The 24,059-nt window shown below is 61.4% G+C and carries 16 protein-coding genes and 1 pseudogene; 6 read left to right on the top strand and 11 right to left on the bottom strand.

Annotated elements, in window-relative coordinates:
- Nucleotides 1-89: 89 nt before the first annotated feature.
- Nucleotides 90-533 carry an Lrp/AsnC family transcriptional regulator gene (locus tag ACP7BS_RS27610; RefSeq protein ID WP_426232957.1) on the top strand — a complete coding sequence of 148 codons (444 nt, stop codon included), beginning with the start codon at nucleotides 90-92 and terminating at the stop codon, nucleotides 531-533.
- Nucleotides 534-561: 28 nt separating this feature from the next.
- Here the strand turns inward: ACP7BS_RS27610 and ACP7BS_RS27605 are convergent, their stop codons facing one another.
- The 3 genes from ACP7BS_RS27605 to ACP7BS_RS27595 all read right to left on the bottom strand — a co-directional run bounded on the left by ACP7BS_RS27605 (nucleotide 562) and on the right by ACP7BS_RS27595 (nucleotide 8,792).
- Nucleotides 562-6,273, bottom strand: coding sequence for a translocation/assembly module TamB domain-containing protein (locus tag ACP7BS_RS27605; protein WP_426240654.1), 5,712 nt, complete (start codon nucleotides 6,271-6,273; stop codon nucleotides 562-564).
- Between the two features lie 94 nt (nucleotides 6,274-6,367).
- Nucleotides 6,368-8,278 (bottom strand): autotransporter assembly complex protein TamA, encoded by a 1,911-nt coding sequence (locus ACP7BS_RS27600; protein ID WP_426240652.1) that lies wholly within the window; start codon nucleotides 8,276-8,278, stop codon nucleotides 6,368-6,370.
- 256 nt (nucleotides 8,279-8,534) lie between these two features.
- On the bottom strand, nucleotides 8,535-8,792 hold the full coding sequence (locus ACP7BS_RS27595; RefSeq protein WP_113313822.1) for a YMGG-like glycine zipper-containing protein: 258 nt from the start codon (nucleotides 8,790-8,792) through the stop codon (nucleotides 8,535-8,537).
- A gap of 439 nt (nucleotides 8,793-9,231) precedes the next feature.
- Between ACP7BS_RS27595 and hemA the strand changes: the two genes are divergently transcribed.
- Complete coding sequence (gene hemA, locus ACP7BS_RS27590) at nucleotides 9,232-10,449, top strand: 5-aminolevulinate synthase (RefSeq protein WP_426240651.1); 1,218 nt, start codon at nucleotides 9,232-9,234, stop codon at nucleotides 10,447-10,449.
- Nucleotides 10,450-10,546: 97 nt separating this feature from the next.
- Nucleotides 10,547-11,665, top strand: a complete 1,119-nt coding sequence (locus ACP7BS_RS27585) for a serine hydrolase domain-containing protein (RefSeq protein WP_426240650.1) — start codon at nucleotides 10,547-10,549, stop codon at nucleotides 11,663-11,665.
- 7 nt (nucleotides 11,666-11,672) lie between these two features.
- Here ACP7BS_RS27585 and dxr read toward each other — a convergent pair whose 3' ends face one another.
- Complete coding sequence (dxr, locus tag ACP7BS_RS27580; RefSeq protein WP_426240649.1) at nucleotides 11,673-12,866, bottom strand: 1-deoxy-D-xylulose-5-phosphate reductoisomerase; 1,194 nt, start codon at nucleotides 12,864-12,866, stop codon at nucleotides 11,673-11,675.
- A 166-nt stretch (nucleotides 12,867-13,032) separates the two neighbouring features.
- On the opposite strand from dxr, the gene ACP7BS_RS27575 reads away from it, so the two are divergent.
- A complete protein-coding gene (locus ACP7BS_RS27575; RefSeq protein WP_426240648.1) occupies nucleotides 13,033-13,746 on the top strand; it encodes an META domain-containing protein in 714 nt (237 codons plus the stop codon).
- 5 nt (nucleotides 13,747-13,751) lie between these two features.
- Here the strand turns inward: ACP7BS_RS27575 and ACP7BS_RS27570 are convergent, their stop codons facing one another.
- The 6 genes from ACP7BS_RS27570 to ACP7BS_RS27545 form a co-directional block, all read right to left on the bottom strand.
- Nucleotides 13,752-14,747, bottom strand: a complete 996-nt coding sequence (locus tag ACP7BS_RS27570; RefSeq protein ID WP_426240647.1) for an ABC transporter permease — start codon at nucleotides 14,745-14,747, stop codon at nucleotides 13,752-13,754.
- A gap of 2 nt (nucleotides 14,748-14,749) precedes the next feature.
- Nucleotides 14,750-15,778, bottom strand: coding sequence for an ABC transporter permease (locus tag ACP7BS_RS27565; protein WP_426240645.1), 1,029 nt, complete (start codon nucleotides 15,776-15,778; stop codon nucleotides 14,750-14,752).
- Nucleotides 15,768-17,306 (bottom strand): sugar ABC transporter ATP-binding protein, encoded by a 1,539-nt coding sequence (locus ACP7BS_RS27560; RefSeq protein ID WP_426240644.1) that lies wholly within the window; start codon nucleotides 17,304-17,306, stop codon nucleotides 15,768-15,770. The genes ACP7BS_RS27565 and ACP7BS_RS27560 overlap by 11 nt, the downstream gene beginning before the upstream one ends.
- Before the next feature lie 77 nt (nucleotides 17,307-17,383).
- Nucleotides 17,384-18,391, bottom strand: coding sequence for a sugar ABC transporter substrate-binding protein (locus ACP7BS_RS27555; protein ID WP_426240643.1), 1,008 nt, complete (start codon nucleotides 18,389-18,391; stop codon nucleotides 17,384-17,386).
- 145 nt (nucleotides 18,392-18,536) lie between these two features.
- Nucleotides 18,537-19,598: an ABC transporter permease gene (locus ACP7BS_RS27550; protein WP_426240642.1), complete on the bottom strand. Its 1,062-nt coding sequence runs from the start codon at nucleotides 19,596-19,598 to the stop codon at nucleotides 18,537-18,539.
- Nucleotides 19,595-21,076 (bottom strand): sugar ABC transporter ATP-binding protein, encoded by a 1,482-nt coding sequence (locus ACP7BS_RS27545; RefSeq protein ID WP_426240641.1) that lies wholly within the window; start codon nucleotides 21,074-21,076, stop codon nucleotides 19,595-19,597. The genes ACP7BS_RS27550 and ACP7BS_RS27545 overlap by 4 nt, the downstream gene beginning before the upstream one ends.
- 361 nt (nucleotides 21,077-21,437) lie before the next feature.
- Here ACP7BS_RS27545 and ACP7BS_RS27540 point away from each other — a divergent pair, with 361 nt between their 5' ends.
- Both ACP7BS_RS27540 and ACP7BS_RS27535 read left to right on the top strand, forming a co-directional pair.
- A complete protein-coding gene (locus tag ACP7BS_RS27540; protein WP_426240640.1) occupies nucleotides 21,438-22,484 on the top strand; it encodes a substrate-binding domain-containing protein in 1,047 nt (348 codons plus the stop codon).
- 72 nt (nucleotides 22,485-22,556) lie between these two features.
- Nucleotides 22,557-23,768: an acyl-CoA dehydrogenase family protein gene (locus ACP7BS_RS27535; protein ID WP_426240639.1), complete on the top strand. Its 1,212-nt coding sequence runs from the start codon at nucleotides 22,557-22,559 to the stop codon at nucleotides 23,766-23,768.
- 141 nt (nucleotides 23,769-23,909) lie between these two features.
- Here ACP7BS_RS27535 and ACP7BS_RS27530 read toward each other — a convergent pair.
- Nucleotides 23,910-24,059, bottom strand: a pseudogene (locus ACP7BS_RS27530) (IS110 family transposase); the annotation flags it as partial.

The raw sequence follows: 24,059 nt of genomic DNA, 5'->3' as shown, positions 1-24,059 counted from the left end.
GATTATACGGGTTTGTTCGTTGGCAAATAGATGGAAAACTGGCAAATAGGCAGCAATAATTGACACTATGAGAAGTGCGGATGGACAGAATGATAAGTCTCGATGATCTCGACCATTCCCTGATCAGTGCGCTGCGTCACAATGCCCGTACACCCGTTTCAGCCCTTGCCGCCACCACAGGTGCGTCGCGCGCGACCGTTGCCGCCCGGATCGACCGGCTGGTGGCATCCGGCACCATCGCTGCCTTTACCATCCGCACCGGAGCGGAGCTTTCCGGCAGCGGTGTGCGCGCTATCGTCATGATCGAAATTCACGGCAAGATGGCCGATCGCGTCGCGGCGCAGCTGCGCGGCCTGCCACAGGTGCGCGCGCTGCATTCCACCAATGGCCGCTGGGATTTCATTGCCGAGCTGGAAGACAAGGATCTCGGCACCTTCGATGAAACGCTGCGGCTGATCCGGCTGATCGATGGGATCAACCTGACGGAGACGAATATTCTGCTGAAGACCAGCAAGATTTCGGCTGCGGTTTAGGTCGGATGGTATTGAGCGGCGCCTGCCCTCAGTATTCCTTCTCATAGAAGATACCGCCGCCTGCACCGCTGGCTCCGGCTTCACCGCGCAGCTTGACGCCACGTCCCACGTCGAGATTGATGATCGCCTTGCCGCCGCCTGCTTCCGCGCCCGATTGAAGCTCAAGGTAGGTCCGGTCATTGAGATACTTGCCGGCCGTAACCGTGGCGCCACCGGTCGCATCGGTCGAGACATCAAGATCGTCGACGCCCAGCTTGTTGCGCAGGCCGCTCAGAAGCGAGTTGGAGCCTCCGCCGGCCAGTTCACTGACGGCGGCGGCCAGCTGGGCGATCTGCAGGGCCGAAAGATTGGACAGCGACCGGTTGAAGATCAGTTGCGCCAGGATTTCATCCTGCGGCAGAGCAGGCGACGACGAGAACGTGATGGCCGGGTTGTTGGCCGGGCCGGCGACATTGACGGTCACCGTCGTCGATCCGGCGGTGGATGTTGCATCCAGATCGAGCGTCGGGATAAGGTTGCCGCCGAAGCTGATCGTGCCATCGGCGAAGTTGAGGCGCTTGCCGAGGATTTCGAGCCGGCCACGCCGCATCTCGAAACCGCCGGATACGGCCGGTTCTGCAGCGGTGCCGCGAATGGTCAGGTCGCCACCAAGCTCGGCATCGATGCCGCGTCCGCGGACGAACAGTTTTCCAGGAGCGCTGACTGCCAGATCGAAAGCGATGCCGCCGCTTTTGGCACCGCCGCCGCTGACTGTGTCGCTGCGGACATCGGCCTGCATTTGCCGCACTTTGGCCGGGGCATTCTTGTGCTTGATGTTGATTTCCGACAGGGACGCCGGCAGCTTTTCCGGAATGGTGATCGAGGCCTTGTGGATGGTAACCTTGCCGCCCAGCACCGGCGTTGCGGTCAGCGAACCCTTGAGGGTCATTGCACTATCGACGCTGGCTGTGAACAGGCTGCCATCGACATAGGTCGCTTTGGCAAGGCGGATGGCGAGGTCGGCCGGAAAGCCGGAACCGGGGGCGATGCCGACCGTGCCGGTAACATCGAGCGTACCGCCGCTGGCAAGCTTGCCGGAGAGTTTTTGGATATTCGCCTGCTTGCCATCCAGCGAAACATTGGCAGCGAGATCGGTGATCGCCAGGTTGCGCCGGACATCGACGAAGCGGGCGCCCGAGGTGGAGATCGTGCCGGTGACCTGTGGTGCCGTAGCTGCACCAGTGATGGAAAGATCGACATTGGCTGCGCCGGTCAAGGTAAAGCCCTGCTCGGCCAAAAGGTTGGCGGCGAGACCGAACGGCAAATTGCCGGACGCCTTCACATCGATCTGCTTGTTGCCGGTTATGCCGACTTTGCCACCGGCCTTGAAGGCGAGGCCACCCGCCCCGTTGAGCGTGCTGTCGAGCGTCACGACGTTGTTGGCAAACTGGCCCTTCGCCGCGATATCGAGTGCGCCGACGCCGGCGGATTTCGCCTGCGCGATTGCGGCGTTTGCCCAGCGCAGATCGTAGACCACAACGGGGGCTGCAGACGTTCCGGTGACATCGACCTTGCCGCTGATGGCACCGTCGGCCCCAAGCGACGGCACGAATGTGTTGGCGAGGCTTGCGGGCAGGGCATTGAGATGGACGTCGAGGTCGAGCTTCTCACCAGCCGAGCCGGTCACCGCGATCGTGCCTCCCGAAGCGCCGATCGTCAGTTTCTGCAGGCTGACCCTGCCGTTCTCGATGGTGATCGTCGTCGGTGACGAAAGCTTCACCGGAATCTTGCGCGGTGTTGCGGCAAAGGAAGCGAGATTGACGGTTGTCCTGCCATTCGCCGTCTCGATATCGGCCCGCAGATTGAGTGGCGCGCCGTCATACTGTCCGTCCAGCGTCACGTCGGTCTTCCCGGCCTGCTGGGTGAAGTCCAGCTTCAGGCCGGTGACGCGGTTTTGTCCCTGCGCGAAAGTTTCGACGGAGAGATTGCCCTTGATCGCCAGGGCCTTGAGGTCGGCAATGGTGATATCGGCGACCGGCTTGGTGATGACGAGATCGCCGCGCTTGATGCCGGAACCGCTGGCTTTCAGCGCAATCGAGGTCTTGCCATTGTCGCTGTTGATCGATGCCGATCCGGCCATGTCGCCGGATGCCTTTTCACCGGCCATGGCGGCGAGCAGACCGACATCCGGGAAGGTGAAGTCGATATTGCCCTGCGGCAGGAAATCGCTGGTGAACTGGATCTTGCCGTTCAGTCTGTTGTCGCCGATCTGCACCTGAAGAACCGGAAGGCTGGTGCGGCCTTCCTCGGAGACGAGGTCCGCATTGACGTTGATGGCCTGGCCGCCAAGAGCGCCGGTGGCCTTGATCTTCGCCTGCGGGTTTTTCGGATTGGCGGTCGCATCGGCGGTCAGTTGCAGATCGCTGAGCGTCCGGCCTGCCAGAGTGGCTCCGCTGGAGGTGACCTCGGCCTTGATGCCGAGATTGTCGAGCGGACCGGTGGCATCGACCTTGAAGTCGGCGATGCCACTCGCATCCGCCAGTACCTTGCCGAGATCGGGCAGCGTGCCGGTGACGGCGGCTGTCAGGGTGCCGTCCTTGAGGCCGACTGAGCCTGCGGCCTGGATCGTTCCGGACCCGACGGCCAGTCTGCTGATATCAATCGCGCCATCCGCACCGGTGGTCACCATGCCGGACAAGGTGACTGGCGTGTCGAACTTGGCGGAAAGGGAGGTTGGCAAGCCGGCCGGAAGGACGGACAGATTGAAACCGGCATTCAGCGTCTTTGCGGCAATCTCGAACGCGCCATCCACGGTGCCGCCGAGATTGCTGCTGTCGATGGTGACGGGATCGAAGCCGATCCGTTGCGGCGATACGTGGAGAATGGTTTCGACCTTCAGCGGTCCCTTGACCAGCCTATCGAGGTCGGCGCTTGTCAGCTGCGTATTGCCGGTGTCGATACGGGTTTTGACCAGGCCGGTCTGGGTCGACAGGTTGAACGCGTCGCTTTGGGCCGTCAGCTTGATCGCTTCGATGCGGCCCTGTGGCAGGGCGAGCTGACCGATATCGGCCCGGACGTCGAGAACGGCGGATTGCATGCTGCCGGTGATCGATGCGGTACCCGTATCGAGCACGACATGGGCTTCGCCATTTTCAAGCGGCAGGCGCGCGTCGATTCCCGCGAGCGTCGCGGTGATATCGAGCTTTTCGCCGGCACTGCCGTTCAGGGTCACCGTGCCGCCGGATGCGGCGATCGCGAGCTCCTGCAGATTGACCGCGCCGTTTTCGATTGTGACCGTCGTCGGGGCCGCCAGTTGCAGCGGGATTTTCTTCGGTGCGGCATCAAACGACTGGAGATTGATCGTCGTCTTGCCGCCAGCACTCTGCAGGTCGCCGCGTACAGTCAGGGAGCCTGCGTCATAAATGCCGTCGAGGGCGAAGTTGGTTTTCGGACCCTGTTGCTCGAAGCCGAGCTTGAGGCCGGCCAGGAGGGTGTCACCTTGGCGGACTTCTTCTACCGTTACCGCACCTTTGATCGCCAAAGCTTTCAGATCGGCGATGGTGATGTCGGCAGCGGGTTTGCTGATCACCAGATCGCCACGGGTAATGCCCGATCCGTTGGCTTTGACGGCAACCGACGTCACGCCTTTTTCAGACCTGATGCTGGCCGTGCCCGTAAGGTCACCGGATGCGGTTTGTCCGGCCATGGCGGCAAGCAATCCGAGATCGGGGAAGTTGAAGCTGAGCGCGCCGTTCGGCTGGAAATCCGGCGTCAGGTCCAGCGCGCCGGTCAGCGTGTTCTGGCCGATCGTCGCCTCGATCGAGGGAAGGCTGGTAGCGCCCTTGGCGGAGGCGATTTCGGCCTTGGCGTTGATCGTCTGTCCGTCCAGAGAGCCTGTGGCCGTGACCGTCGCATTGGGGCCATTCTGGCCGACTGTCGCATCGGCGCTGACGGCGAGATCATTGAGCGTGCGTCCGGCAAGCGTCGCGCCGTTTGCCGTCACCTCGGCCTTGATGGCCAAAGCGTCGAGCGGGCCGCTGACATCAGCCTTGAAATTGGCAATGCCCTTGGCGTTTGCAAGGAACCTGCCTATTTCCGGAACGATGCCGCTGACTGCCGCAGTCAGGTTCCCGGTTTCAAGCGCTGCCGATCCCGTTGCCTCGATGGTACCGGACTTGAGGGCGAGATCGCTGACTGCAACGCTGCCATTGGCGCCGGTGTCAAGATTGCCGGTTATGGCGATGGTCGTGTCGAATTTTTCAGCCAGCGACGGTGGCAGGACGGCAGGCAAGGCGAACAGCTTGAAGCCGGTTGCCAGCGTGTTCTCGGCAATCCTGTAGGAACCAGTCAGCGTTCCGCCGATACTGGCGCTTTCCAGCGTCAGTGGATCGAAGGATGCGGTTTCAGGGGTGAGCGACAGGGTGCCGTCGATCTTCACCGGGCCCTTGATCAGGCGGTCGATATCGGCGCTGACGAAGCGGGTCGCCCCGGTCTCGATCGTTGTCTTCAGGGGCCCGGTCTTGGTCGAGAGATTGAAGCTGTCGCTATAGGCGTACAGCTTGATGGCCTCGATCTCGCCCTGCGGCAACGTCGCCTTACCGATATCGGCACCGATGTCGAGGACGGCCGTCTGCGCGTCGCCGATCAGCGAGACATTGGCATTGTTGATCGAAAGCTGCGCCTCGCCTTTTGCCATTGGCAGGCGGAAGTCGATGGGACCATTCGTACCGGTCAGGCTTGCCTGCAGGTCGTTTTGACCTGCAGTGCTATAGGTGCCGGATGCGGCGAAGGTCAGTGCTCCCGTCGAGAAATTACCCCTGTTGATGCGCATGGTCGTGCCGTCGAGCGCTGCGGACAGGTCAATATCCGTCGTGCCTTCGAACAGCGGTCTAAATGCGGCCGGCAGCAGATCGCTGAACGTGCCGCCGCCCTTGAGCGCGAGGGTGCGGAATCCGTCGGGAGCAAGCGTGTGCTCGCCTTCCACTTTCAGCACCTCGTTGCCGTCAAGTGCTGCGGTTGCCGTGCCGGTCCATTTCGTCAGCGGGCCGTCGCCGGTTACGGAAATGCTGACGGCCGGTTCGCCGGGCAGGCGCATGGCCTTGGCGAGCAATCCGCCCTTCGGTTCGTTGATGGTGGTTTCCAGCTTCAGTTTGTTGTCTGCCGGATTGAAGACGATATCGGCAATCGCCTTGGCGTCCGGCCGGTCGCGCTGTGCAACGGCAAGCGCCGCGGCAATACTGGCATTGGTGGCGTTCAGCTTGCCCTGCGCATTGAGGAACTGATCGACGCCGGCGATATCCTTGCCGATGATGATTTCCTGCAGATCGAAGGCATCGATCTTGACGTCGAGCGGCAGAGCAAAGGTCTGGCGGACTTCCTTGGTTTCCTGCGAGGGGATCGGCAGCCGTTCGAGGCGAACGGATCCGGCGGACAATTTAGCCGCCTCGAAGCGCTTGGAAAACAGGGCGGCCGGCGACCAGTCGATCGCGACTTCGCGGATTTCGGCATAGATACCCTTGCTGTCGAACAGCGTCACGCTGGACGCCGTGAAATCGCCTGTCAGAAGCGCGCTCGGGTCATTGATGCGAACGATCTGGTCGGGCGTCGAGGCATATTTCTCGATCATCGCGGCGACAAAGCGAGCACCTGGCGCGGTAAAGCCTGCGAAAAGCACCAGAAGCACCAGGGCGACCAAGGCAAAGCCAAGGCCGTAAACCAGCCAGCGCAACGCGATTTTCAGAAAACGGAGCAAACGATTCATAATTCATCCATAGCGCAAGTCGCGTTGCGGTGAAATTGCTTCCTAAACCAGCTCTTTGCGTCCGGGTTCAGGCCGTGATGACTGCGCTTGGCAATCAGAAGGATTGGCCGATACCGGCATAGATTCCGTATTTGGTGCCGCCCGGATAGGCATTGAGCGGCACGGCGACGTCCAGCCGGATCGGCCCGAATGGTGTGTTGTAGCGCAGGCCGATGCCGGCACCGGCGCGGATGTCGGAAAAATCCGGCGCGGTCTTGGCCGATACCGTTCCGGCGTCGATGAAGGGCACGATGCCGATCGTATCGGTTATGCCGATGCGCGCTTCCACTGTGGCGTTGACATATGAGCGTCCGCCGAGGATCTCGTTGTCGCCGTTGCGCGGGCTGATCTCCTGATAGGAATAGCCGCGCACGGTGCCGCCGCCGCCCAGATAGAAGCGCCGGTTGGCCGGAATGGAGGCGAGGCCATCGCCACCGGCAATCACGCCGGCGCCAAGCCTTCCGGCCAGAACGAAGCGGTTTTCTTCGCCGAAGCCGACATAGGCTGCAGCCGATCCCTCGAACGAGCTGAAGAAACTCTGGCCGTTGATCTCGTAGCTTGGCTTGGCGTTGATCGACGCGCGATAGCCTGAGGCGGGGTTGAGCTTGTTGTCGCGGGTGTCGCGGACATACTCGATCGGGATCGACGCGGTCAGATATTCGTTCTTTCCAAACGCGTCCTCGACATCGGCCCACGCCAGTTCGCCACCGGCTGATACAGTGTCAGTATCCGAGAGTTCGAACGTGGCGCCTGCCGCCGCCGTGAAGATCGTTGCCTCGTAGGCGTCGGGATCGAGCAGCTGCGCCTTCAGGCTGGCATTGAATGTGGAGGCAGGGCCGAACGCCCCGGGCTTGGCAAACAGCAAGCCGGCCGAATAATCGAGACTGCCGACATCGGTGGTTTCGCCGATGCGGCTGACCGAGCCCTCCAGACGCAGAGATTCGGCCCGGCCGAACAGGTTACGGTGGCCCCAGTAGCCCTGCAGACCGAAACCGTCGGTGGTGGAATATTGCGCACCTGCGCCAAAGTAACGGTGTTTGCCTTCCGAGACCTCGATAGACATCGGAATGGTGCCGTCTGGTGCCAGCTGATCAGCTTGCTTGATGGTGACACTGGAGAATACGCCCAGCTGCCGCAGCCGGTCGGACGCCTTGCGCAACGCTTCCGGTGAATAAGGCTTGCCGCCGTTCAGCCGGGAATAATCGGCAACGAAACTCGGATCGACGGTCTTGGTGCCATTGACCGTAACGGCGCCCACCGGTGCGACGGGCCCGCCTTCGGCTGCGATCGTGACATCGACGGTATTCGTCGCGTGATCTGCGACAACGCTGCGTTCCGTCAGTTTGGCAAGTGGCCTACCTTCTTCCTTCAGGTCTTCGACGACTTTTTCGCCGGCCTTGATGATGAGGGTGGAATCCGCACGCGCTCCTGGTTTCAGATACTGGTCCGGCCGGCGCCCGACGGCATCGCCTTTGAGAACGACGTCACCCAGGGTGAACACAGGGCCGGGGCTCACGGTGATCTCGACCGGCACCGGCGCACCATCCGGAAAGACGGGATCGGGCGGCAGCGTGTCGATGTCCTGACCATTCACCTTGACGGCCACCGTGCCACCGTAACGGGCCTGTTCGTAAAGAGCCGCCAGCAGGCGGTCGCGATCGTCGCGGGCCTTGATGGCAAGGCCAAGATCGCCGGAAACCGGCTTGTCCTTGTCCTGATACAGCCGGGAGCTGTTTTCCAACGCCGTCTTCAGGTCGGCATCGCCGGAGGATTCATTCAGTGTCAGGCTGAAATTGACGGGGTCAACGATATCGTTGGGCTCTTCTTCTTTTTCGAAAAACCGCATGCCGAAAATCTTGAAGGCATAGGCGTCGGTGACCGACAGAGGTCCGCAGGCAGCCAGAGCCGCGACCGCCAAAGCAGCACCAACCTTCCGATACGCAACACTCATAGTCGGCAAACGCATAATTTCCGCATTCCGCTGTTCAGGCCACTTCGAACACCTGCCTGCCATCACGGCAAGGGTACAATCGCATGACAAGGTTTGCCGTTTGTTAACGATGACCCTACACAGCATTGGCCGGGGGATGAAGGCTTTTGGCCGTCTTTTTATGGAAAACCCCTGCCGGTGTGGCATGAGGGAAACAAAAAGCCCCGGATTTCTCCGGGGCTGAGAGTGAAAAAGCGGTGTAATACGCCAGTTTTCGCGGTTTAGCCTGCAATCAACGCGGGCAGCTGTCGATATAGCGGCGGCCGTAGCGGTCGCGGTAGTAGCACTGGCCGGGCTGTTCGGACACGTTACCGATGACAGCACCGGAAACACCACCGATGGCTGCGCCAACGGCCGCGCCACGGACGTCGCCGGTGATTGCTCCGCCGATGATAGCGCCGGAAACCGCCCCGATACCGGCACCCTTTTCAGTCTGCGTGCAACTCGCGACGGATAGAGCGAGCAGGACAAGCACGATGGCCTTCTTCATTTGTTTCTCCAAATCTGGACGCGGGAACCGAATTCCCGGACGTCCGTTTCTCCCCAAGGACGGAAGATGGACGATCAGGTCCCCCTCCGGTCGAACTACACTTTAAAAGATAAATGCCTGTCTGTGAAAGTCTACAGATATCCTGCAAAATCCCCTCCGCACAGGTAATGCTATTCAACCTGAACGGAAGCTGAAGGCTGTTTCTTGTATGCCTGGGATTACTGCTGATTCCATTGAAACAGAATATAAGGAGCGGATGCTCCGTCCTTTTCGCATGGCCTTGACTCAGATCAAGGTTAAGTGGAATGAAATCCATGACGGATAGTTTGGAACTGTTCAAAATTAGGGGCCTTTTGCCGCACATGGCCGCGATGACCTTCGTAAAGGTTGACGCCGCAGCGCTTTGGATCAAAAAGACGGCAAGGTTCTGGAGACAATGATGGATTTCGAGAGTTTCTTTAAAGGTGAGTTGGACGGTCTGCATCAGGAAGGCCGCTACCGCGTTTTTGCCGATCTGGAGCGCCAGAGCGGGCAATTCCCCAAGGCGACCCGTTACAATTCGGCTGGCGAGAAGCAGGATGTCACCGTCTGGTGTTCCAATGACTATCTCGGCATGGGGCAGCACCCCAAGGTTACCGAGGCGATGAAACTTGCCATCGACCAGTGTGGCGCGGGTGCTGGGGGCACCCGGAATATTTCGGGTACAAACCATTATCACGTTCTTCTGGAGCGCGAACTTGCCGATCTGCATGGCAAGGAATCGGCGCTGCTGTTTACCTCCGGCTATGTGTCAAACTGGGCAGCGCTCGGAACGCTCTGTTCGAAGATTCCCGGTGTGATCGTCTTTTCGGACGCCGGGAATCACGCATCGATGATCGAGGGCATCCGCTATTCCAAATGCGAGCGGGTCATCTTCAAGCACAATTCGCTCACCGACCTCGAAGCGAAACTCAAGGCCGCCGATCCGCGTGCGCCAAAAATCATTGCGTTCGAATCGGTGTATTCGATGGACGGCGATATTTCGCCGATCAAGGAAATCTGCGATCTCGCCGACAAATACGGCGCGATGACCTATCTCGATGAAGTGCACGCCGTCGGCATGTACGGCGCACGCGGCGGCGGCATCGCCGAACGCGAAGGCCTGATGCACCGCCTGACGGTGATCGAAGGCACGCTCGGCAAGGCGTTTGGCGTGATGGGCGGCTATATTGCGGCGTCCACGGCGTTGTGCGATTTCATCCGCTCGTTCGCCTCCGGCTTCATCTTCACGACGGCCCTGCCGCCAGCGCTTGCTGCCGGTGCGGTCGCCTCGATCCGGCATCTCAAGGAAAGCCAGGTCGAACGCTTCGCTCATCAGGAACGCGTCCGCCGGCTGCGCAATCTGCTCGACAAGAACGGCATTCCGCACCTCGACAATCCGAGCCATATCGTGCCGGTGATCGTCGGCGACGCGTCCAAGTGCAAGTGGATCTCCGATCTCCTGCTCGACAATTGCGGCGTCTACGTTCAGCCGATCAACTATCCGACGGTGCCGAAAAAGACCGAACGCCTGCGCATCACGCCGACGCCGCTGCACTCGGATGCCGATATCGATCATCTGGTCGGTGCGCTGCACCAGCTCTGGTCGCGCTGCGCGCTGGCAAGGGCCGTCGCGTAAGGCAGCGGCTTATTGGCAAAGGCTTGAATTTACAATGCGGATTGTCGAAAGATGATCCGCATTTTTGATTCTGGACAGTCTTTCGGGAGTTCTCCGCATGGGTATCGAGCACAGGCTCAATCAGGTGATCGACCGGTTTCTCGAAACCGGAAAAATCACCGGAACCGTGGTGCTCGCCTATCAGCATGGCCAACCACTTTTTCGCCGGGCCGCAGGCTTTGCCGACCGGGAAGCGGGCGAGCCGGTTGAATTCGACACGATCTTTCGCCTGGCTTCGCTGACCAAGCCCATCGTTGCGGCAACGGCGCTTTCGATGATCGATCGCGGGCTCCTGTCTGTATCCGATCGGGTTGCCCGGCATCTGCCCTGGTTCCAGCCGAAGACGCCGGATGGCGTTGCGGCCAATATGTCCATTCACCATCTGCTCACCCATACGTCGGGGCTGGTCTATGACGTGACGCTCGAGCATCTGGCCGACGGGCAAGCCATCACTTGCGGATTGCTGAACACCGATCTCGATTTCGAGGCCAATTTCAGCCGCCATAATGCCGTGCCGCTGGCGTTTGCTCCGGGGACTGCCTGGGCCTATTCCTTTGCCACAGACATTCTGGGCGCAGTGATTGCCAAGGTTCATGGCGGGACGCTGGAAGATGCCGTGGTGACGTATGTTGCCGGTCCCCTCGGGATGGCCGACAGCCGTTTTCATGTCACCGACCCCACGCGGCTTGCCGTGCCCTATGCCGACGCACACCCAGCCGCCATCAGGATGACCGATCCCTATTTCGCGCCGGGAGAGGCAGGCTGGACGCTCGGGTTTTCGCCCTCGCGGATATTCAATCCTAAGGCGTTTCAATCCGGTGGTGCCGGCATGGTGGGAACGGCCGGTGATTTTCTTGCTTTCCTTGAGGCATTGCGCACAGGCGGCGGTGCCGTTCTCAAACCGGAAACGGTGGGTCTCGGCCTTTCCAACCGTATCGGCGCGCTGGTCTCAGACCCTGGCTGCTCCTTCGGCTATTTCGGTGCGGTTGTCGAGGATCCGGCAGAGGCGGTCACGCCGCAAGCGGCCGGGACCATTCGCTGGGGCGGTGTCTACGGTCACAGCTGGTTCATCGATCAGGCCAACGGACTGGCGGTGCTCAGCATGAGCAACAATGCGCTTGAGGGCTGCATGGGCGAGTTCCCCGGCAGGATCGTCGAGGCGGTTTACGCGGCGTAGCCTGGTTTCAGGCCGCAGCGGCGTCACGCTCGACGATTGTCTTCGCAATACGCCGGGCTTCGCCATCGACGGCAAAGACATCGTCCATATTGGACGCCGCAGGTGCTGCGATCATCGCTTCCATCACTGTTTCGGTGATTTCGGCCATTTGCAGGAAACCCACTCGCCCATCGATAAAGGCTTCCAGCGCCACTTCCTTGGCACCATTTAGCACCGCGCTCTGCATGCCGCCGCGCTGCATCGCCAACCGGGCAAGACGCAAGGCCGGGAAACGCTCCTCGTCCGGCGCCTCGAAATCGAGCCGTGACAATTTTGCAAAATCAAGCCGCTGGACATCAAGCGCCGGACGCGCCGGATGCGACAGGGCGTAACCGATGGCGGTGCGCATGTCTGGGCAGCCGAGTTGCGCCAGCACGGAGCCGTCGCTATAGCCGACCATCGAATGGATGACCGATTGCGGATGGACGATCACTTCGATCTGATCCGGCCGCATGCCGAAAAGGTGCTTGGCCTCGATCATCTCGAGCGCCTTGTTGAACATCGAGGCGCTGTCGATCGAGATCTTCAGGCCCATCGACCAGTTGGGATGGGCGCGGGCCGTCGCGGCGGTGACATCGCGCATCTCGGTTAGCGTCGATTGACGGAACGGGCCACCGGATGCGGTGAGAATGATGCGTTCGACGGCATGGCGCTGATGTTCTTCTAGCACCTGATAAATGGCATTGTGCTCGCTATCGACCGGCAGCAGCTTGCCGCCGCCGGCATGGACAGCGGCCACGAAGAGATCACCGGCCGAAACCAGGCATTCCTTGTTGGCAAGCGCGATATCGGCACCGCGGCGGGCTGCGGCCAGTGTCGGGGCAAGGCCCGCAGTGCCGACAATGGCGGCCATTACCCAGCTGGCGTCGCGCTCGGCAGCTTCGATCAGGCCGTTGCGGCCAGCCGCGACTTCGATGCCGGTTCCTGCCAGCGCTGCCTTGAGATTTTCATACTGGCCCTCATCCGCCGTAACGGCGAGTTCGGCGCCCGCTGCCTTTGCCTGTTCGGCAAGCAGCGCGACATTGCCGTTACCGGTCAGTGCAGCAATTTCGAAGGCGCCGCGTCCACCGAGCTGACGAATGACGTCGAGCGTGTTGGTGCCGATCGAGCCCGTCGAGCCCAGAATGGTCAAGCGGCGTTTGCATTGCGCGCCGGAGGTCATGGCCAAGTCCCGTTGTTTTTGTTTTTCATGTTAGCCTCTACAGGTGAAAGCGCATGCCAACAAGGGTAGCTTCGTTCCGGGTGGTGGCGATAGGGTCGCAGGTGCTGCGAATCAATTGCCGCAGCGGGCGGGGCGAACCCTGCCGTTTGCCGGAAAGGATGTCCTCATGCTGAAACTTGCGCTGTTTCTTTCCTGCTCCTGCGTGCTCATCGATGCGACATCGGTCACGACAATTGCTGCCGAATCGGTGCCGGCCGAGCTGGTAGGGACATGGCTGGCCGAAGATATAGGCGGCGGCGGCGTCATTGACTATCTGCAGACGACGCTGGAAATCAACGATGATGGTACCTATTCCGGCTTTGCAGGCTGTAACAGTTACACCGGCATCTTCGACCTGACGGATGGAGAGATTGTCTTTGGCCAGGCAGGTTCGACACGCAAGATGTGCGTGCCGGCGGTGATGGACCAGGAAACGAAGTTTTTCGCGGCCTTGAAGACCGGGCTTTCCTGGAAGATCGAGGAAACCAAGCTGGTTCTGGCGAAGGCCGATTCGAAAACCGCCCTGCGGCTTGCCCCGCACACCGTGTCGTCAGATGTTCTGATCAATATTCCGGGCGCCCGCACAGTTGACCGGCAAGCTGTGCGTTACGATTGCGCCGGCAAATTTGTTGCTGCCGAATATATCAATGCCGGTCCGGTCTCGCTGGTCACGCTAGCCATCGGCAGCGAGTTCGTCATCGCTTCCAACGTGCTCTCGGGATCGGGCGCGAAATATGCGGGTGGGCAATATGTCTGGTGGACGAAGGGTGACGAGGCAACGCTGATCGACACCATGAAGGGTGACAACGATCCGGGCCTTGCCTGCTCAAAAGCGGAATAAGCCCGTCAGGCCGAGGCCTTGCGCCGGGTGATGAAGCTTAAGGCCAGCACTGCAAAGATCAGCAGGCCGGTGCCAACCTGCTGCCAGTAGAAATTCAGGCCGGTGAGCAGCAGGCCGTTGGCAACGATGCCGAGCAGCAGCACGCCGAGCACGGTACCGGGGACATTGGGGCGGCCAAGGCGCGAGAGCGTCGTGCCGATGAAGGTGGCGCCGATGGCGTTGAGCAGGAAGGCGCTGCCGGAGGAGGGGATATAGACGGTGACCGTCGCCGACAGGATCAGCCCGGCGACGGCAGCGATCAGCCCGGCAAGAATGAAGGCCACGGCCACATGGGCACGCGCCGGAATGCCGGAATAGCGCACGACGCTCGGCTGGATGCCGATCGCGAGCGCGACGCGGCCGAAGCGGGCGCGGGTCAAGATGATGGTCGCTCCAAGGATGATGACGGCGGCGATGACGAGCGGAACGGGAATGCCGGCAATGGCGCCACGCCCGAGAAAGCGGAAGGCTTCGGGAACGCCTGAAGGCGGCAGATAGACCGGATTGCCGCCGTTGGTCAAAAGCTGCTGGATGCTGCGGCCGATGAACAGCGTGCCGAGCGTGGCGAGAAACGGCGAAATGCCGATGCCCGAAATCAGCACTGCATTAAAAGCCCCGACCGCTGCGCCAGCGCCAAGACCGGCCAGGGCTGCGACCACGACCGGCTGGCCGGCAAGAACCAGCGATACAAAGGCGAAGCTGGCAAAGTCGACGGCTGTGCCGACCGACAGATCGATACCGCCAACCGAGACTGCAAAGGTCATGGCGATCGCGACGATGGCAAGCAGCGTGAAATTGTTGACGAGAATGCTCTGCAGGTTGGCGATGGTGAGAAACGTCGGGCTCGCCAAGGAGAAGACGGCAAATACGGTGACGAGCGCCAGCACGAGGGCATTGTTGACGATCACGCCGACGATGGCGCGGGGGAGGGACGATTCGATTGCGGAGGTCTGCAAGGTCATGATCAGGCCTCCTGCCTGCGCAGCAATGTCGTTGCCGAGACGAAAAGCAAGATGAGAAGACCCTGGACGCCGCTGACCAGCACGCTGGAGATGTTCAAAAGCTGGAAGCCGTTGACGAGGAAGCCGACGAACAAAGTGGACAAGAGAGTGCCGATCACCGTCGGCACTAGCCGCCGCGAGAAGACGGAGCCGAGCAGGGCGGTAACCACCACCGGCAGCAGCATCTCGCCGGAGCCCGTGGTGCTGCCGCTGAGATTGGAGACCGACAACACGCCGGCAAACCCGCCGCACAGACCGCTGGCGATGAAGGCGCCTGCGACCAAACGGCGAACCGGCAGGCCGGCGGCGCGGGCCGCATCGGGAAATTCGCCGACGGCGTAGAGGCGAAGCCCGGTCGCGGTGTATTGCACGATAGCCGCAGCGATCAGCGTGAAGACGAGCAGCACATAGGCGAGTGCCGGAATGCCCAGAGGCCCGGATGACGACAGAGCCGAAAGTAGCGGCGTCGAGGCGGGAATGACGGTATTCTGCGTCAGCACCAGTTCGAGGCCGGCAACGATATTCATCACGGCAAGTGTTGCGAGCAGCGGCACGATACCCGCGCCGACGACGGCGATGGCGTTGACCACACCGATCAGAACGCCAGTGAGGAGAGCGGCTGCAACCGCCGTCGCATCGCCATAGCCGAGCTGGGCTGATGTCGCATAGACGGCGGCGCTAAGGCCCATATTGGCGGCGAGCGACAGGTCTATTCCGCCGGTGACGACGTTGGAACCGCCGGCGATCAGCACGATGGTCAGGCCGATGGCCAGAACGCCGGAGATGGCCGATTGGCCCAAAACGTTGCCGATATTGCCGACACTGAGGAAGTAAGGTGCGGTCAGTGAAAACACGAGAAGGATCGCAACGAAGGCAACCAGCGATCCGGCGCGCAGCGCACTGGCGGCGAGACTGCCACCCCGGCTCGGCTTCAATGGTGAAACACTTGGTTCAAAATGGATGACGGGGGCAAGCTGGATGTCAACCGACATGGCGGAGAACCTCTGAGGAGCCGGTGGATGCGGCAAGCACGTCGTCCGGTGACGTTTGTGATGAGATGAACTCGCGGACAATACTGCCGCGAAAGAGGACGAGGATGCGATCGGTGATGCCGATCAGTTCCGGCAAGTCCGATGACAGCACGATGATACCGGCTCCACGGGCGGCGAGATCGCCGATCAGATTGTAGATCTCGACCTTCGAGCCGATATCGACGCCGACAGTTGGTTCATCCAGCAGATAGATTTCGGAATGGCGGCTCAGCCATTTGGCGATCGCGACCTTCTGCTGGTTGCCGCCCGAAAGCGTGCGCACAAGCGCATTGCGTCCCGATGTCTTGATCTCAAGGCGGCGAATGAGATCATCCGCTTCGCGCCGTTCGCTGTTGAAATCCAGGAAACCAAGGCGGGTGAAACGCTTCAGCGACGACAGCGTGATGTTTTCCGTGACGCTAAGATCAAGCGCGACGCCGTTGCCGCGCCGGTCTTCCGGCACGAGCGCAAGGTGCTGGTCAACGGCCTGGGCGGGATTGGCGGAACGTGCCGGTTTGCCGTCGATCTCGATCTGCCCGGAGGTGGCAGTTTCCAGGCCGAACAGCGTGCGAATCAGGTCCTTGGCGCCGGAGCCCAGAAGGCCGGTCAGGCCGAGCACTTCGCCACGCCGCAGCGTCAGGGAGATATCCTGGTATTTTCCATGTGACGACAGGCTGTCGAGCGTTAGGATGTCCTTGCGGAGTGTGACGCTGCGTTTCGGGAACATATCGGCGATGTCACGTGCCACCATCAGCCGGGCGATGGCCGTAGCCGACGTTTCGCCAAGCGGCAACGTGGCGACGTCTTCGCCATTGCGCAGTACCGTGACGGTGTCGCAGAGTTCTTCGATCTCGTTGAGATAGTGCGAGATGTAGATGATCGTCACGCCTTCGTCGCGCAGGCGGCGGATCAGGCGGAAGAGGATATTGGCCTCGCGGCGCACAAGGGCTGCCGTCGGCTCGTCGAAAACGAGCACTTTCGGCTGGTCGAGCAGCGCGCGGGTAATCTGGACGATCTGTTTTTCGGCTGTGGAAAGCTCGCTGATCAGCGCGCTGTTGGGCAGCTTGACGCCGAAATAATCGTCGAGGATTTCTCTGGCACGGCGCTGCATCAGCCGCCGGTCGAGAAAAGGCGTGCCGGCGATGCGCGGTTCGCGTCCGAGGAACAGGGCCTCGCCGACCGTGAAGGTCGGAACCAGCAGGCGATCCTGATGGATGAAATGGATGCCGAGTTCTTCGACCCGGTGTGGCGTGAGCCTGTCATAGGCCTGGCCATCGATGTCGATGCGGCCTTCGTCGGGTTGATGCAGGCCGGCGAGCAGCTTGATCAGCGTCGATTTGCCGGCACCGTTCTGGCCGACGAGACCATGCACCGTGCCGCGCCGGACGCGCAACGAGGCATGATTGAGCGCCAGCGCGCCATCGAAACGCTTGACGATACGGTCGAGATGAATGGCGTCGCCGGTTTCGTCTGGTGAAGCTGCGCTCATGGCAAAACTGTCCTGCTGATCGACCGTGTGGAATGGCGATCCGGTATCGGCCCGGATCGCCTCAGGGCATGAGGGCGTTAGCCGATACCGAGTTTCTTGGTGACTTCGTTGACGTTCGCCTTGTTGGCGATCAGCGCATGCACGTAGGTTTCGCGCGGCAGCGTCTGGCCGGCAAGAAGCTTGGCGACATTCTGGATTGCCGTGCGGCCGATTTCGGCCGGTTGCTGCGCCACGTCGGCGCCGGCCGGTGAGTTCGGATCGGCAACGAGCTGCAGCACTTCAGGGCTGCCATCGACGCCATAGGTGCGGATCTCATTGCGGCCGGCGGCGGCGACCGCCTGGGTGGCGCCAAGCTGCGGAATGTCCCAGGCCGACCAGATTGCTTTGATCGAGCCCTTCTCCGGATATTTGTTGAGAAGTGCGGTGATCTGCGTGAAGGCGTCCTGAACCGTGTTCGGGATAACGTCGCGCAATTCCGGCTCAAGGATTTTCACCTTGGGGAAGTACTTGACGACATTGACCAGCTGGTCGTAGCGGATGGCGCAGGGTGTGACGCCGTAAAAGCCGTTGAAGACGACGATATTGCCTTCGCCGCCGATGTCGGAAACCAGCTGAAGCGCCAGGTCCTTGCCGATGCCCCAGTTGTCGGAGGTGGTGTTGTTGATCGAATGGGTCGAGCCGACATCGACTGTCAAAACCGGAATGCCTGCATCGCGCGCCTTCTTCAGCCAAGGATCGATGACGCTCAGCGTACCGAGGATCTGGACGATTGCGTCAGGCTTCTGGGCAATCAGCGTCTGCAGCTGCGATACCAGCTTGCCATCGTTGCGGCCGGCATCGACCGCGATCGGTTCGCCGCCGAGCCGCTTCACTTCCTCGATCTGGGCGTTATAGGCCTGCAGGTCGAAGAAGTGATCGGTGCCGGTGGCGCTGATGGCGATGCGTTTGCCCTTCAGCGAGAGTTCCTCTGCCGCCGCTGTGCGGCTGCCGATGAGGCTTGCCCCGGCCAGTGCCGCCCCTGCGACTGCCGAGAGTTTCAAAAGGTCACGGCGGCCGACGCCCTGTGCCGGTTTTTCCTGTGTCATGGTCAATCCCCGATTAAATAGTATCTATAGAATAAGTGTATTATGGTGATTGCCGAGGAAGAAATTTCCAAAGATGAGGTAGCGGCCGGAAAACTTGGGCTTGGAAGCCACCAAGATGGGCGAAATCCCGGTGGGCCGGGCCACGTCATGAGGACGTGCTGCGGACCGTCCCGTAAGTCAGCGCCAAGGCTCCGACGAGGACGGCGCCCTTGACGAAATCCTGCGTGTAATAGGGGGCGTTGAGCATGGTGAGGCCGTTGAGCAGGACGCCGACGAAGACGGCGCCGACGATGGTGCCGAGAACATTCGGCCGCCGTTTTCCGAGCACCGCGAAGCCGATCAGCGCGGCGGCCACCGCGTCCATCAGCAGCGAGCCGCCGGAGGAGACATCGCCGCGACCGACGCGGGCGGCGATGACGATGCCGCCAAGGGAAGCGAGCGTGCCGGAGATCACATAGGCGAGTGTCTTCAGCCGCGCCGTCGATGCACCTGCCAGCCGCGTGGCCACCTCATTGCCGCCGGTAGCAAACAACAGGCGGCCGATGCGGGTCCGTTCCGTCAGAACGAAGAGCGCAATAGCGACGAGGGCCATCAGCACCACAGACACCGGGACGACGCCGAACAGGCTGGCGCGGCCGACCAAAAGGAACGCGGGATCATAGGCGCCGGTGGCGGTTGTCCCATTCGGCAAGATCAGTCCGGCGGAAATCGATCGGCCGGCGGTCGGGATCAGCTGCAGGCCGGAGAGCAGGAACATCATCGATAGCGTCGCGAGCAAATCAGGAACCTTCAGCCGGACGATGAGGAAGGCGTTGACGAGGCCGATCAGCGCCCCGAAGGCGAGAACCAGCGGTACGGTGGCAATGGCGTCGAGCCCCCAGACGATCATCGCATAGCTGGCGGCCATGACGCTGGAGGCGGCAATCGCACCGATCGACAGATCGAAACCGCCGACGGCGAGCGTCACGGTGACGCCCGCACCCAGAATGGCGACGACGGCTACGGCCTGCAGGATGCTCATCAGGTTGCCGAGATTGGCAAAGGCAGGCTCGGCTGTGGAGAAGCCGACGAGCAGTGCGGCAAGCAAAATGAACACGGCGCCGGATCTCAACGTTGTGCCGAGGTCTGCAAGCCAGGTCGATGCTGCGGCGCCTGTGTTTGCGCTGCGCGGCACCGGCGGAGCGGTTTCGTCAATGATCGATGTCATGCGTGGATTTCCTGCGGGAGGTGGGATGGCGCGCCCTGCGGCGCTGCGACAAGGCTGTGGTGATCGATGATGAGAATGCGGTCGGCAACTTCGTAGGCCTCCTTCGGATCGGAGGTGGCGATCAGGGTCGCACGGTCGCTGCGGCTGCGGATGGCCTGGATGATATCGTGGCGGGCGCCGACATCGACGCCCTGAAAGGGTTCGTCGAGCAGCAGAAGCCGGCTCGGTTCGGCTTCCCAGCGGGCGAGAACCACCTTCTGTTGATTGCCGCCGGAAAGCGAGGTTATCGGCGCCAGCGGTCCGGATGCCTTGATGCGCAGGCGGTCGATGGCCTTTTCTGCCTCGCGCCGTTCGCGGTCGCCAAACAGCAGGCCGTGCGGATACCATTTGGCAAGATGCGGCAGGCTGATGGTTGCTGCCAGCGAGCTTCCCGGCCAATCGGCCGGCATCAGCGAAGACCGATGCCGGTCCTCCGCTGCCATGGCGACACCGGCGGCAATCGCCTCCGCCGGCGTTTGCGGCCGGTGCGGGCGGCCGTCCAGATACATCTCTCCTGCGGCAAGGCGCCCGGCGCCGAAGATCGCCGAGAGCAGGCGGCTTTTGCCGGCACCCAGCACACCGGTGATCGCCACCACCTCGCCGGTATGGACGGTGAGATCGAATGGCGCGGAGCCGGGCAACAGCCGCGCGTCGCGGAGTTCGAAGACCGGCGCCCCCTCAGCAAGGCGAATGCCGGGCCGCGCCGATTGCAGTTTGCGGCCGATCATCGTCTCGATCGCCGCAGCAAAATCGATGGGGCGCTCGAAGGCACCGGCGACTGCGCCACCGCGCATGACGAGCACCCGGCTGGCAATTGCTTCCAGATCGGCGGTCCTGTGGGAGATATAGAGGATTGCAAGGCCACCATCGCGCAGGCGCTTGAGAATGCTAAACAGGCGCTGGCTTTCGGCAATGGAAAGGCTGGCGGTCGGTTCGTCGAGGATCAGCAGGTCCGCCCGGTTGGCGAGTGCGCGGGCAATGGCCACCAGCTGACGGTCGGCAGCAGTCAAGTCGGCGAAGTCGCGGTCCAGCGGCAGATCGAAACCGGCGATGTCGAGGATCGCCTGGGCCTGACGTCTGATACTGGCGCGGGAGACAAAGAAGGGCTGGCCGCGCTGGCTGAAGCGCGTCAGCAGCAACGTATCGGCAACAGTGAGCCCGGCAGCGCCAACCAGATCAGTCGATTGATGGACGGTCACGACGCCGGCGGCGGCGGCTTCTGCCGGAGTGTGCGGGGCGTATGTATGCCCGTTCAGCGTGATCGCGCCGCTATCGGCGGGCAGGACCCCAGAGAGGATTTTCACCAGTGTCGATTTGCCGGCACCGTTTGCTCCCATCAGGGCGACGATCTCACCGGCATCGATCGTCAGCGTCGCGTTGACCAGCGCACGCGTGGACTGAAAACTGCGGCTGAGCGCATCGATGTGAAGCAACGGCATGGATGGAAATCCTGATGTCCTTATAGTCTATATAATTTGTCATATATTTCCCGCCGGAGACAGCCGAGCGGGCGGAACAGCTTTGCGAAGTAACGGCTGCGCCGGTAATTTCTTTGCGGATGGATAGGCTACGGCAGAACGTTCGCGCCGGAGAGGCAAACTGGTCATCATGCGGCACCGTGCCGGTAAGACTTTGTCGCGCAGGCCAGTTCCCGCGAAACAGGTTTCTCTCCATGCCGGAAAAATGGGACTAATTAGTCTATTAAATTTATGGATTGAATATCTAATAGGTAGTGCGTCCCCAGAAGGGCTGGCTGCTTGCCGGTGACGTGTTCGATTGTCTTCAGAAGGAACGCATTCCATGAAAACCATTCTCCGTCTGGCGGCAACCGCCGCTCTCATTCCCTTCCTGTTCGTCTCCGCCGCCAGGGCCGACGGTGTCGCCGGCGCTCCCGCCCCATTCGATAAGGGCGGCGTCAAGCTGGCGCTGATCAGCTACATTTCCGCCGGTGATTTCTTCCAGGCGTATCAGGCCGGAGCCGAGGCGCAGGCGAAGGCGCTTGATATCGATCTGCGGGTCTTCCCGGGCCGCCAGAACGCGGCGGAACAGCGCGAGCAGATCCTGCAGGCGATCAACCTCGGCGTCGAAGGCATGGTCATCGATCACGGCGTTCCCGAATCGCTGACCGATGTCGTGCAGCAGGCGCTCGACAAGGGCATCAAGGTCGTCGCCTTCGACGTCAATCTCAACAATCCCAAGGTCCCGCAGGTCGAGCAGAGCGACCACGCGCTGGCAAAGCAGGCCCTTGAGCAGGCCGTCAAGGACAACGGCACCAGCTTCAATGCCGGATACGTCTATGTCGCAGGCTTTGCGCCGCTCGATCGCCGCAACGAGGTCTGGGACACGTTCAAGGCGGAGAACAAGGGTGTCGTCGAGAAGGCACGCTTCGGCAATGTCAGCGATACGACAGCGACCAGCACGGCCGATCAGGCAAAAGCCGCGCTTCGGGCCAATCCCGATATTACCGTGGTTTTTGCGCCCTATGACGAGTTTGCCCGCGGCGTGAAGCTGGCGGCGGCCGATCTGGGCATTTCCGGCAAGCTGAAGATCTACTCTGCCGACGTTTCGACCGCCGATATTCAAGAGATCATCGAGGAAAGCAGCCCGTGGGTCGCAACGGTCGCGACCAACCCGGCCGTGGTGGGCGCCGTTTCGATCCGCGCAGCTGCCCTCGAAATTGCCGGAGAAGAGGTTCCCCGCCAGATCACCGTCGAGCCGACACTGCTGACCCAGAAAAGCCTGCGCGAAGCCGGTGTCAAAACCATCGAGGAACTGGCAGCCAAGATCCCGGCCTTCAGCGTCAGCGACGCCGTCACCGCGAGCTGGATCCCGGCCAAGCTGTTCTGATCTTTTGCATAGCGACGGCGGAGCCGCTTGTGGTTCCGCTGCTCACCTCCTTTTCAAACTGGAGCTTTTCCCATGAGCCAATCCAATGTCGTCTACGCAGCCGGTCTGGGCGTAACGCGCGAAAGCCTGTTTGCCAGCGCCGCCGAAATCTCCCGCGATCTGTCGCTGCACGCTGCTGATCTTGATAGGGAAGGGCGCCCGCCGATCGGCGAGATCGTCAAGTTGAAGAAGGCCGGCCTGCTCAATGCTCTGCATGCGCGCGACATCGGCGGCGGTGGACTGAATTGGGTCGATGGCCTGAAACTCGTCCGCATCCTCGCGCGCGGCGAAAGCTCCATTGGCCAGCTGCTCGGCTACCACTATGTCAACAGCCAGTCGATCTACTGGTCCTTCGCGGATCAGGCGCGCGCACAGGCGCTGGGTACTGAGACCGTGGCGCAGAACCTCTACTGGGGTGCTGCGGTCAATCCGCGCGACCCCGGCCTGACATTGACGCGGCGTGGCACCGGTTACGTGCTGAACGGCCGCAAATCCTTCTCCACCGCCGCGCGGGTATCCGACTATATCAATGCCAACGCGACGCTGGAGGGCAAGATTGCCAATTTCGCCGTGCCGACCGATCGGCCCGGTTATGTCACCAATGACGACTGGGACAATATCGGCCAGCGGCTGTCCGATTCAGGCAGCGTCGAATTCCATGATTTTCCGGTTTACGATGAGGATTTCATCGCCTCACCGGCAGATGAGAATGTACCTCCACCAGTTCTGGCCACTTTCAACACACCGTTGATCCAACTGGTCTTCGTGAATTTCTATCTGGGAGCTGCCGAGGGTGCACTGGCTGCTGCCGTCGATTATGTCCGCACCACGACCCGTCCCTGGGTGACATCCGGCGTCGAGCGCGCGGCGGATGATCCGTATATTCTCGAACGTGTTGGCGAGTTCATCGCAGCGTTGAAAGCCTCCGTGGCTCTTGCGGATAGTGCAGCACTGGCGGTGCAGACGGCCCTTTCCAAGGGACCGGACGTCACCGCGCGCGAACGTGGCGAAGCAGCAGCCGAAGCCTACGCGGCCAAGGTTCACGCCACCCATACCGCCCTCGATATCACCGCCCGTGTCTTCGAAATAACTGGCGCCCGCTCGACGGCGGAAAAATACCGGTTCGACCGCTTCTGGCGCAACGTCCGCACCCACACGCTGCACGATCCGGTGTTCTACAAGGCCAAGGAAGTCGGCGAGTTCGTGCTGAACGATAGAATCCCGGTGGTGAGCTTGTATAGCTGAGCGGGGTGCAAAACTGCCGTTCGCATATTCGAGGATGCAGCGTGAGTGACGCAGTATCCCCGGATGCGAGCAGGGCCATCGCATGGCCACTGGCGGCGTCCTCCCTCTTCTCCCCGGCGGGGAGAGCGACTGTCTTGTTCGTCAAGCGTTTTGCCATGGTTTATTGTCCCGCATGATGGCATTGAGAATGGTGAGAAGCTTGCGCATTGTCGCAACGATGGCGACGATTTTGGGTTTGCCGGCAGCGACGAGACGGTCGCGGAAGGCCTTGAGGGCGGGGTTGTAGCGGGC

Origin of the sequence: Pararhizobium sp. DWP1-1-3, assembly GCF_049896125.1 — a bacterium.
Taxonomy (GTDB): Bacteria; Pseudomonadota; Alphaproteobacteria; order Rhizobiales; family Rhizobiaceae; genus Pararhizobium.
The sequence above is the reverse complement of the archived record's forward strand: the minus strand, read 5'-3'. Positions and strand labels throughout refer to the sequence as shown.